We start from the raw sequence: 12,588 nt of genomic DNA, 5'->3' as shown, positions 1-12,588 counted from the left end.
TGTTACTACTCCCAATTTTTCTTTTCCTGACATTTGGGATATTTCCACTTAACAACCTTAACGCCCAAGAAGCTGATGATGAGCTAGCAACCATGCGTGTTGTAGGTTCAGCTAATAAGGTCTCAGGTGAGATTATTGCTGACAGGGATGATAATAGAGATATAAACGGAAATCTAACTGCCGGTTTGAGAATTGTATCAGACCTTACTGGTTTGACATTCAGGTCAAATAACGGAATTAGTAAAATTCAGCAGTTACCGGGTTATAACCTCCTATATCTATCCACAAACGAACGAGTAGTTCAAATTTTTAAAGAAGGATTCCCTCCTTTCCAGCTTGTTCTAAATGATGAGGGCATAAACTTAGCCGCTGGCGAAGTCTGGGAAATACAAATTACCGGTAATCAAAAATCCACTACTGAACCCGTTCAGTTTACTGTAACTCCGGAAAACAGCCGTATCATTATTGATGGTGAACCTAGCGAAATTGACGGAACTGTTTTTAATACGGAATTAACAACCGGTAAACACTTTATCCAGGTACGGAAAGATCAGTATGAATTTCGGGATGATTCTATCACCGTTTCAGCCGACCGCGTAAACTCTTTTCAATTTTCACTAAACAAGATTAACCCAGTTCCTGTATTGATAAGTTCTGAACCTGAGGGAGCTTCAATCTATATTAATGACAGTCCAGGGTCCAGTGGACAAACACCTCAGCGAATATTGCTTTATCCTGGAGACTTAAAGGTCAGGTTAACACTACCCGGCTATTCAAACGTAGAAGATGAGCTCGTTTTAACAAGTGAAAACCGAGAGCTTAACTATAATCTCCAAAAGTATGTCGGATATCTCACTGTTAACGCCACACCCAGCACCGCTACTGTTTTAGTTGATGATGTGCCTCAAAGCTCTACAGAAAATATTGAACTTGTTCCCGGAGTACACAGCCTTGAAGTTCGTTCTTCGGGTTTTGATGCTGTAAGCCGGACTTTTACTGTGAATTTAGGGGATACTTTAGTTGAGAATGTTTCCCTTGGACAGATTACAGGAAACCTTTTTGTAATCGCTCAACAAGAAAATGTGGAGTTTACACTTAGACAGAATGGCAACATCGTTGAAGAATGGGTTGGGCCGCGAACCATACGAGACCTCCCTGTTGGGAATTACTCTCTGACGGGTGATCTCCAGAATTTCGACCAAAAGACAGAGCAAATCGAGATTCTTCGAAACGACGATAAAACTATTAATTTTGATTTAAACAGAGTTGAAGGACGCGGCAGTTTAACTATAAATAGCTTATTCGAAGATGCAGAGCTTGAGTTAAAAGGACCGGGCTTTTCAAGAACATATACAGAATTACCGCTGCAACTTCCTTCCATACCTTTCGGACAGTATGAGATCAAAATTGAGAAAGATGGATTCGATGATATTGAGCAAAGAATACAAGTAAACTCCTTATCGCAGGAAGTTACTTTTGTTGATGAATATAACCCTCGGAGCAAAGGGAAAGCTGTCTGGCGTTCTATTTTACCGGGAGCTGTTTTTCCCGGTGTTGGGCATGGATATCTAGGTAAGGGCAGAGGATTTTTGTACTTCCTTGCAGGAGCTGGTGCCATTGGGTATTCCGTAAAGTCCTACTTGGATTATGGTTCTTCTTACGATAAATACCAAACGGCCTTAAATGAATATAATACTGCACAACAAAATTTCGTTGAACTTGAAGCCGCTTATGTTCAAGAATATAATAATGCCCAAACAGCTTTAGATGGTCTCAAGCTTGGAATAACTGCCTATTTAGCCGTTAAAGGAATTGAAATTTTTGACCTCTTACTTCAGCCTTCAAACAAGAAAAAGTTTGAGCAAGCCAAGCTGGAATTTAATGCACAGAATTCCGGAATTAGCATGAAGGTAAATTTTTAGAATTATGGACTATCCAATAAAAAAACATATGTCGAAAAAATATTTCAGCCTCCTCGCTTTATTAGGCGCAATTTTTATTGCCACCAGTTGTGATGGAATTATCGATGGAATTAATGAACTACCTGAAAACCCGGAAGATGAAAGGTCAAACCCCAACGATCCTAGATATAATCCATTTGCGTTTCCCGATCTACAGCTTGCAAATGACGGAACTTCTTTAGGTACTGTTTTTACTTTTGACGAAAATAATGAGACCATCTCATGGGAACTAGTTAACCAAACCGTTGACTACTCCAGATATTCGTTTCGTTTCGCTTATGCTGAACCGGGTCAAACAATATCAGCCGGTGACTTTGTTGATGTTGATGCTTTTGATCGGTCTTTTACCCTTACAAACCTTAAAGAAACTTTTGAAGGAAATCAGTATTCATTTGAGCTTCAGGCCTCTTACAGTAATGAGGGAGTAACCGCTGATACTTCTTTTACCGGATTTTTTGCAGTAGACGCATTTCAAAGCCGTGGATTCTTATTTAACCCTGTTACCATTACAAGCAACACCGATGGAACATTTACTGCTGAAATTTACCTTGATGAAATTGAAGAGTCGGATGACTTAACAGCTTTTTCGTTGGTGGTTAATTATCCTAGTTCAAGTTTGACAGTTTCAAATGTGCAGGTTTTTGATTCAGAAGGAAGCTTTTTAAACCCTGACGGATCCAACACTCTTATATATGTTGAGCCCGAAGTTTCTGCAAGCTTTATAACTATTGATGCTGGAATTGCGGGTAATACTTCTCCACTAAGCGGTGGCGGTAAGGTTTGTGAAATCACATTCTCCCCCACTTCCAGCTTTTCAGGAGGAGCATCTATTAGTATTTCGAGTAACTCTCAGTTAAGAACCTCGGTTGGAAACAACATAGATATCCTTGAATTCCATGGGGCGACTGTCCAGAACTAGTCAAAATTTTATACTCTTTATCGACACATATTTTCTATCAGTTTTAAATCCACGTTCAATGAAGTACACAATTAAAAGTTTAGGTTTTCTTCTCCTTTTTTCCAGCGTTGCTATGGGGCAGGCTGTATCACAAGATAGGAATATCAAAGTCGAGCAGGACCCAAGATTCAAAAACTTGGAGCAGAGCCAGAAAAAAGCACCTGCCAGTCTTGATAATTCACTACTCTATGACCTTACCTACGACTTTGAAGCAGGATACCCAAATGGCACTTACTTCTCTGGCGAACCCGGATTTCTTAGGTTTGATACTGGTCAACCAGGTGATACTGTTGCAAATGTAAACAACTACTTCCAAATTGTTCAAGCTATTGATACTACCTACTTAGATAGCTATAGCCTAATGAGCCCCGATATTAACGATTCTGAGGCGGTTAATATCAAATTCTTTGTAAAGGTAGCTCCCGGAGGTGGTGACCTTCAGTTTAGATATAAAGTAAGTTCAGAACCAGGCTGGGATTACTTGCATGTTGAAGTGGATGGTAATCGAATTTTAGATGAATCCGGAGAGATTCCCTGGACACAGAGTGGTTTATACTCCCTAAGCGAAGGAGTCAGAGAAATTGACTTTTGGTATTCCAAAGATGGAAGTAATTCTGCAGGGATTGATGCAGCATTCGTAGATAATATCTCAATTTTTAATGCTGATGGATCACTGGCCCGTATAACCAAAGTTGAGCCTGTAGCTTCAGCGAAAGGACAGGTAATTAATTTATATGGTAGCGGGCTCACCACAGAGAACATATCAAACCGAGTTTATTTTGGTGATACAGGATATTATTGGTTCAACCTTGCTCAGTCAGATAACAAAATGACTTTTCAGGTCAATGAGAATTTATCCCCTGGTAATTATGACTTAACTCTCTCCACCATCATTGGAGAATACACCTACCCTGATTTATTTACGGTTCTGGATCAAACAAATGCTTCTTTTGGAAGCCAGAACCTGATCACAAATTCCAGTGATGCTGCATTTGATGTATACCCTGCCGATTTGGACGGAGACGGCGATCAGGATGTTTTAACAGCTTCCGGTATTGACAACACCATTTCTTGGTTTGCTAACAATGGGGATGGCACCTTTGGTTCTGAATCTTTGATTACCATCAATGCCAGCGATGCAAGAAAGGTACGTGCAGCAGACTTTGATGGAGATGGTGACCTTGATGTCGTTTATACAACAGCCAACAACCAACTTGTTTGGTATGAAAATGATGGAGCAGGAAACTTCTTCACAGAAACTATACTCTCTTCTGGTTTTTATAGTGGCTTAAATGGTTTGCATACGGCAGATATTGACGGTGATGGTGATGTAGACATATTAATCACTTCTCTTTTCGACAATAGGATTGACTGGTATGAAAACTTTGGGGATGCTACTTTTGCACCGGCAGTTAACATATCTACCTCTGCAACACAGCCACAAAATGTTTACACAGCCGATCTAGATAATGACGGTGATTTAGACGTGATTTCCGCTGCCTCTGGTGTCGAAATTGCATGGTACCCAAATAACGGAGATGGCACTTTTGCAGCGAGTACAAATATTGGTGGTGGAGATGTAGCAACTGATGTATTTGCCTCAGATTTAGACAATGATGGAGACATGGATATACTTTCCAGCTCTATAAATGATGACCGTATTGCCTGGTATGAAAACTTTGGAGACGGGACTTTTTCTAATCAGAATATCATCTCAAACATTGCTGATGGAGCAGCTAGTGTTTATACAGCTGATTTGGATGGGGACGGTGATCAAGATGTTCTATCAGCTTCTACTTTCGACGACAAAATTGCCTGGTATGAAAGCTTTGGAGACGGAACCTTTGGAAGCCAACAAATAATTACCGACTTAGCTGATGGAGCTAATACAGTAATAGCTGCCGACCTGGATGGAGATGGCGACTTAGATGTACTCACTGCCTCCGAATTCAATGATGAGATTTCCTGGTATGAAAACACAGGAATTCCATTAGTTACTCCAAGTCTCCCAATCACTTTTGACGACAGCGGCGTTTTTTACGACTTCATAGATTTTGGTGGAAATTCCTCACGTGTTGTTCAGGACCCAGAGAACTCTTCAAATTTAGTAGCTGAAACTGTACGAAGTCAGCTTGCAGAAAATATAGCCGGAACCACTATGGACCTGGCTGAAGCTATCCCTTTCTCCTCCGGTAATACACTAATGAGTGTAAGAGTTTGGTCTCCGGCTGCCGGCATCCCAATTTTGCTTAAAGCAGAAAATACCTCTGATATAAATATTAGTGTTGAGACTCAAGTAAATACTACAACATCCGGTGGGTGGGAAACCTTGTATTTTGACTTTAGTAATCATTTAGATGGCACTTCTGCAATCAACTTTGGAACAACCGGAGCCGATGCCGGAGAACAGACTTATTATTGGGACGATATTGAGTTCATTGGTAATTTACCTGTCACCCCTATTGCTGATGTACGGAATGCTTCATTAGGTACCACCCTGAAAACAAAAGGGGTAGTTACAAGAGTATTAGGAAATAACATTTCTATCCAAGATGGAAATTCTGGGCTGCATGTTTTTGCTCCATCAGCTTCAGCTATTGATACTGCAATAATTAATGGTGATATCGTTGCAGGAGATTCCCTGATTGTTACAGGACAGCTTACCGAATTTAATAGTCTTTTAGAATTTGATAATGTTACGGATTTCTCTGTACCGTCACGTAATAACGCGTTACCTGAACCACAGGAGATAACTCTTGCTGATTTGGGAGAAGAATATGAATCTGAATTGGTAAAGATCACAAATATTTCCACGCCTAGCTCGGGTACTTTTACAAACGACACTTCATACGACCTTATCCAAGATGGAGTTACCTATCCTTCTACTATGAGGATTGGCGGGGCAATACAGAATGAATTAGATGGTGTTGAGATACCTAGTCTGTTTAACTACGTAGGTGTTTTACGTCAGTCAACCTTAGCAACCGCGTCAGCTAACGGCGGTTACCAACTAACCCCTACCTATGAAGAAGATATAGCCGCAGGATTGAATTTTGCTATATCAAAAGTATTCCCTGAAGCGGCTGCGCCTGGAACTAATATTACTATTTATGGTAAAGGATTTGATTCAAACCCAACATCAAATGCGGTTTCCATTGGAGGCTTTTCAGCAGATGTTGTAGAAGCTTCAGCAACTAAATTGGTCGTAACGGTCCCAGCTGTTAGCCCCGGAAATGCAGAGGTCTCAGTTACAGCTAACTCTTTCTCAGAGACTTATGCGGGTAATTTTACTTCACTCCAACCTATTTCCGCTAACTTTGCCACTCAATCTGTTATTTCTACACTTGGAGATGCAGCTTATAGCGTATTTGCAACCGACCTCGATGGTGATGGCGATCTGGACGTAATCTCTGCTTCCTACACTGATGACAAAATTGCCTGGTACCAAAATAATGGCGACGGTACTTTTGGCACTCAAACCGTTATTTCTACCCTTGCTAACGGGCCTAGTAGCGTTTATGCGGCTGACCTCGACGGCGACGGAGACCAAGACGTGTTATCCGCTTCTAGCTTTGACGACAAAATTGCCTGGTACCAAAATAATGGCGACGGTACCTTCGCCTCTCAAACCGTTATTTCTACCCTCGCTGACGGTGCTGAAAGCGTATATGCGATAGACCTAGACAATGACGGTGATATAGATGTACTCTCTGCTTCTAAATCAGACGACAAAATTGCCTGGTACGAAAATAACGGCGACGGCACCTTTGGCGCTCAAACCACTATTTCTACCCTCACCAGTAGTGGCAGAAGTGTATATGCGGCTGACCTTGACGGCGATGGAGACCAAGACGTGCTATCCGCGTCTTTCTTTGACGACAAAATTGCTTGGTACCAAAATAATGGCGACGGTACTTTTGGCGCTCAAACCATTATTTCTACCTTTGCTGACGGTGCCCAAAGCGTATATGCTATAGACCTCGACGGCGACGGCGACCTGGATGTGCTCTCTGCCTCCAGCCTTGACGATAAAATTGCCTGGTACGAAAATAACGGGGACGGCACCTTTGGCGCTCAAACCATTATTTCTACCCTTGCTGATGGTGCCAATACCGTATATGCCGCCGACCTCGACAGTGACGGCGATCTGGATGTACTCTCTGCCTCCCGCCTTGACGATAAAATAGCCTGGTACGAAAACACGGGTACTCTTAGTGTAAATCTTTCATCAATTGCAGATGCTCGGTTGACGACTAAAGGCTCTTATATTCGGGTGCGTGGTATTGTAACCCGCCGTACAGACAATATCTTCAAATTACAGGATGGTTCTGCTGGCCTGCATGTTTATCGAGCAGCAGATTTTAATGATGTAGTTTTTGGCCAGAATATTCAGGAAGGTGATTCCTTAGAAATTTTAGGACAGAGATCTGAATTTGGCGGACTCATGGAAATCGTAAATATTCAGGAATACACCTCTCTTTCTACCGGAAATACTTTACCTGATCCTATAACGATCACTCTTGATGATGTATCTGAAACCTATGAGTCGGTATTAGTTCGCATTAATGACTTATCAACCGACAGTACCGGTTCAACTTTCCGGGAATTCACATCATATGATCTTTATGAATCTGATATTCTTAATCAAAATAGCTTTCTATACGCTTCAGGCCCCCTATTTACGAATATACTCGGCACTGAAATTCCTGAAACATTTGCCTTTGAAGGTATTGTAAGCGAAGGGGAGGTTGGTGATTATCGCCTTGAGCCTATTAATCAGACTGACATCATTGATTTATCGGTCTCCCCTCCTTCAAATGTGGTAGCTAATGAAGCAGCTTCATCTATTAACCTGAGTTGGGATCAGAGTTTATCTGTCAATGCTTCAGGATATAATATTTATAGAGCCACAGAGCCTTTTACAGATTCTACTTCAGCAACTAAAATAAATCCATCATTATTGACGGGTACTTCTTTTGTTGACAGTAATGTTCAGGCAAATACCCGCTATTATTACCGGATTGCTACTTACAGTTCTGATTTAAATATCCAAAGCGACCTCAGTAATGAAGCCACAAGTGGTTTTGATATCATTTCTGTTTATGGCATCAACACAACAGCCGCTGATGCAGGTACCTCTATAACTATCTATGGTACTAACTTACCTACTACAGCAGGTTCTGTACTTGTTGACATTGGTGAAATTGACGCACCTGTTGTTACCCAATTGCCAAATCAAATTGTGGTAACAGTACCAAGTATTACTCCCGGTAATCACGAAGTTCTGGTTACTGTTAGTGGTACAATATTCTTGCCTCTCCCAGATTTATTTACCGTACTCGAAACAACAGCTGGCGAAAGTGGATTCTTCCAGGAAGCAAACTCAATTTTACCTTCCGGTATTTTGGGAGCAACTACGCTGAGAGCCATTGATTTAGATTCTGATCTTGATAACGATATTCTGGCTTCACTCTACAATCAATCTGCCGGTGAGAATCTAATTTCCTTAGCTAATCAAGGAGATGGAAGCTTTTCAGGAGTTCAGAGCATCGGTAATGAAGGCAACCTCGGAGCCAGAGATGTTGTCTATGCAGATTTTGATGGAGATACCCTGATTGATATAGCTGCTGTTTATGATCGATCTTTAATCTGGTATTCAAACAACGGAGATGGATCTTTTGGATTAGTTTCTACCAGCACCGTTCAATCTTTCCCTGAACGTGTAGGTAATGATTATTCTGAACAATCACTTCTTGCCTTTGATGCTGATGGAGATGGCGATATTGATCTTATACACTCTAGCAGAATTACAGACGATATTTTCCTTTATCAGAATGATGGAACTGGAAATTTCACAACGCAAGTAACGGTTGATTCAAATGCCCCGCTCGTAAATGATATCGCTGGAGTTGATATCAATGAAGATGGTCGATTTGAAATTATTGCAACACTTGAAGGAACCGATCAGCTGGTTTACTATCCGAATAATGGAAGTTCATTTGGAGGACGAACATTAATTACTTCTTCTTTTGATCTGCCAAGAAATGTTATAGCCGGCAATATTGATGGTGACAGTGATGTAGACCTCCTGACCATATCTCAAACAGATTCTAAAGTAGCCTGGTACTCAAACAATGCCGGTTCTGGTTCTTTCTCAACTCAGAAAATTATTTCTGAGGACCTAATTGATCCGACTACTGCAGCAGTAGGTGATCTTAATGGTGATGGATTACTCGAAGTTGTTGTTGGTACTCTTAATGGCGATGTAGTGTTGTATAGAAATTTAGGTTCTGAGAACTTTAGTGCTGCTGAATACTTAGTTACCGGTGCGGGAGAAATCAGAGCTCTTGCTATTTCTGATCTTAACGGCGACGGTGATTTAGATATCCTTGCCAGTGACTATACATCCAATTCTATTTTACAGATCAACAATGTTGACCCCCCGCCAGACGCTCCAACCGGTATCACGGCTTCTCGAGATATTGGAAGCGTGATACTGAATTGGGATGCAAACAGCGACACTGATTTACAAGGATATGAGATCTATCGTAGTGTTGAGCCTGTAGATAATTACGTGTCTGTATCAAATGGTGTTCAAACGGAAACATCCTTTACAGACAATGACATCACCAATGCTGTCACTTATTACTACCGCGTTGCTTCTGTTGACGATAACGGAACTCAAACCCGATCTGACAGTGTAGCTATAAAAGCTATTTCTACTCAAATAGCGAACATTGAGCCTTTAGCCGGTGTCGCAGGCAATATTATCCGAATTTCCGGGGTCGGAATTTCAGGAAGCACAACCGTTAACTTTGGTAACACCTCGGCGAACGTCATCGATACGTATCCTAATCTGGTTACAGTTGAAGTTCCATCGGGCTTGTCTGGAACAACTGATATTTCGATCACAACAAACGGTATTAACTATAATTATCCAGCACCTTTCAGGTTACTCACTGAGAATGACGGAACCTTTTCTTCACCAACCGAAACAGCCGGTGGTGGAGGTGGTACAGGTAGTATAGCAAGTGCTGACTTAGACAGTGACGGTTTAGAAGATTTGGTGGTAACAAGACCGGACTTGAACCAAATTGGCCTTTATTATTCTGATGGCTCCAACCCTTACAGCCAGCTAAGAAATATAAACTTAGGCAGCTCGATTGACCCAAATATCATCAAACCTACCAGCATCTTTGGTACGGACTATCCTGATTTTGTGTTTACTTCTTATCAGGATAACGTCTTTCATGTGCTTAAGAATAATGGCAGCACAAATCGGTCTTCTTTCTTAGACCTTACATCTATTACGGTAAGCCACTCCGGTATTACAGATATTGCTTCAGCCGACATTAATGATGACGGATATGAGGATGTCATAATCTCTTCAAGTAATGATGGCAAAATCAGCTGGTATGAGAATACGAGCGTTAATTCTTCAGTATCCTTTGGAGCAGAAAACATTGTTGCCAGCTCTGCCGGAAACATTCGATCTATTTACGCCGGGGATTTCAATGGAGACAGGCTCGTTGATGTTGTTGCTGCAATACAGGGACGGAATATAATTGCCGCCTACTATAATAATGGCGATGGCAGCTTCACCGAAACCACTCTTACCGGTATTAATTTCCCTGAGAAAGTCATAGGTAGTGATTTAGACAACGATGGTGATCTTGATCTTATTTACGCTTCTTCAGATGACGATCTTATTGAAGTTCTGATTAATTCTGATAGTCAAGGTTCATTCACCACCATTACAGGCGGTAGTGGAATTAGCGGCGCATCTGACGTTGCTATAGCTGATCTGGATGGAGATGGACTTAAAGATATCATCACTTCATCTCCAAATACCCGAGAAGCATTTTGGTTCCGGAATACTGGAAATGGTAGTTTTTCATCTTCCAACAATCTGGGTTCAAGCAGCACGAGTATAGACCGAGTTGTTGCCACAGACATGGATGGAAATGGAAGACTTGATGTAGCGTACAGATCAAATTCATCTTCTCAGATTGGTTTGTTTAGAAACTTCACCATTAATCCGCTTCAGATCACAAGACTGGATGCTGGAAGTAATAACATTATTAGGGTAAATCAGGGTTTTTCACTCTTTTTTAACTCTTCAAACGGTATCAACAGCATTCCCAACTTTACTGACTTCTTCTCGGGAGCCATAACTATCACTACAAGAACAGGAGAATCATTGCCTGTTGGGGACCTCTCCATTTCAGGAAATGAATTGCTGGTCGAAAACATGAGTTTTTATGCATTAGATACTCTCTCTGTTGAAGTGTCTTCACAGGTTGTTTCGGATAACAGTGGCGGACAATATTTCATCGATACTGATGATGATGGACAGCAAACTAGTTCAGATGATGTATTCGCTTCTCAGGATTTCTACACAACCATGATTGGAGATTTCACCGCTGATTTTGAAGTCAACCTGACTGACCTCGTCAGCTTTGGCAACGGGTGGAGAAGTGATAACTTTAGTTTTGAGACAGGTCCTTTGGACTTTAGCTCAAGCTCATTCCCATATGCACGCTTAGCTCCTGATAATAACTTCAACGTTGATGACATCGTCGCCTTTATTCGCTACTGGAACCTAACCCAGGAACGTAATAAAGCAGCCAAAGCAAACTCCTTTGCGGCTTTGAGAAAATCATTCAACGGAACTAATACCACCGCTCGAACAACTTCTCGCCAAACTAATGGGCGGAATGAGCTAGATGGTACCTCAGACATTAACAAGACTGCAACAGGCCCAAGCTCAGCTTCCAAAGAGTTAATGGATGAAATCTTTGCTGATTCGCTGACTTTCATCAGTTATAAAAAAGTGGAGACTCAAGCTGAATATGTAACCAATCCATCGCAAGCAAAGCGGGAAGTCACCTATGACTTTAGCCTCTCCCACCCTGACAGTGTGGAAGGCTTGTCATTAATTATCGATTATGATGAGGACAAGCTTACACTCGAAGGTGTTGAAGACCGCGGTCTATTTGATATTCATAGTGAGAATGCGAATGTATTTCTTTCTCATGCCGATACTGCCAACGGTATCCTTACGCTGAACATCGCAAACTTTGGAACGCTTTCTTCTATTACCGACCGAGATATGGTTTCTGTAACTTTTAGTGCCCTCAGTGATGAAGACTCCGAGATGGTCATCAGCTCTGATATTCGTGCCAGAAATCAGCCATCACTACAACAGACAGCGATGAAAGCTGTTCAGGTTCGTGAAGATCTTCCGGAAACGTTCACACTTTCACAGAACTATCCGAATCCGTTTAACCCGTCTACAAGTATTCACTATGAACTGGCGGAACAAGCGAAAGTGAGTCTGACGGTGTATGACATCCTCGGACGTAAAATTGAAACGTTGCTGAATGAGAACAGCATCCGCGCGGGATACTATAAAGTGAACTGGGATGCCTCCCGATATGCCTCGGGAATGTACATTTACGTACTGAATGTGCAGTCACAGTCTGGTAAATTTTACACCGCCACTAAGAAAATGATGATGGTTAAGTAAAGCCATCTCTCTCAAGCTTTTAAAGCCCCCGTAGATTTCACTTAAAAGTGACTATTTATGGAGGCTTTCTTTTTAATAGCATTTAACAAATCAGAGGGAGCGCTTTTCCACATAATCGGGTTAACTTTAATCGAACCCAA

3 protein-coding genes are annotated in these 12,588 nt (G+C 41.5%); all 3 read left to right on the top strand.

Features of this window, described 5'->3' with window-relative positions; genetic code table 11:
• The coding region (locus CL667_09425) for a hypothetical protein (GenBank protein MAL17922.1) at window positions 1–1,922 on the top strand (1,922 nt) is incomplete at its 5' end.
• 28 nt (window positions 1,923–1,950) lie between these two features.
• Window positions 1,951–2,880: a hypothetical protein gene (locus CL667_09420; GenBank protein MAL17921.1), complete on the top strand. Its 930-nt coding sequence runs from the start codon at window positions 1,951–1,953 to the stop codon at window positions 2,878–2,880.
• Window positions 2,858–12,448 (top strand): hypothetical protein, encoded by a 9,591-nt coding sequence (locus CL667_09415; GenBank protein MAL17920.1) that lies wholly within the window; start codon window positions 2,858–2,860, stop codon window positions 12,446–12,448. The genes CL667_09420 and CL667_09415 overlap by 23 nt, the downstream gene beginning before the upstream one ends.
• Window positions 12,449–12,588 lie beyond the last annotated feature (140 nt).

This window comes from Balneola sp. (assembly GCA_002694685.1).
Classification (GTDB): Bacteria; Bacteroidota; Rhodothermia; order Balneolales; family Balneolaceae; genus Gracilimonas.
Note: the sequence above shows the minus strand (reverse complement) of the source record. Positions and strands in the feature narration are given on the sequence as shown.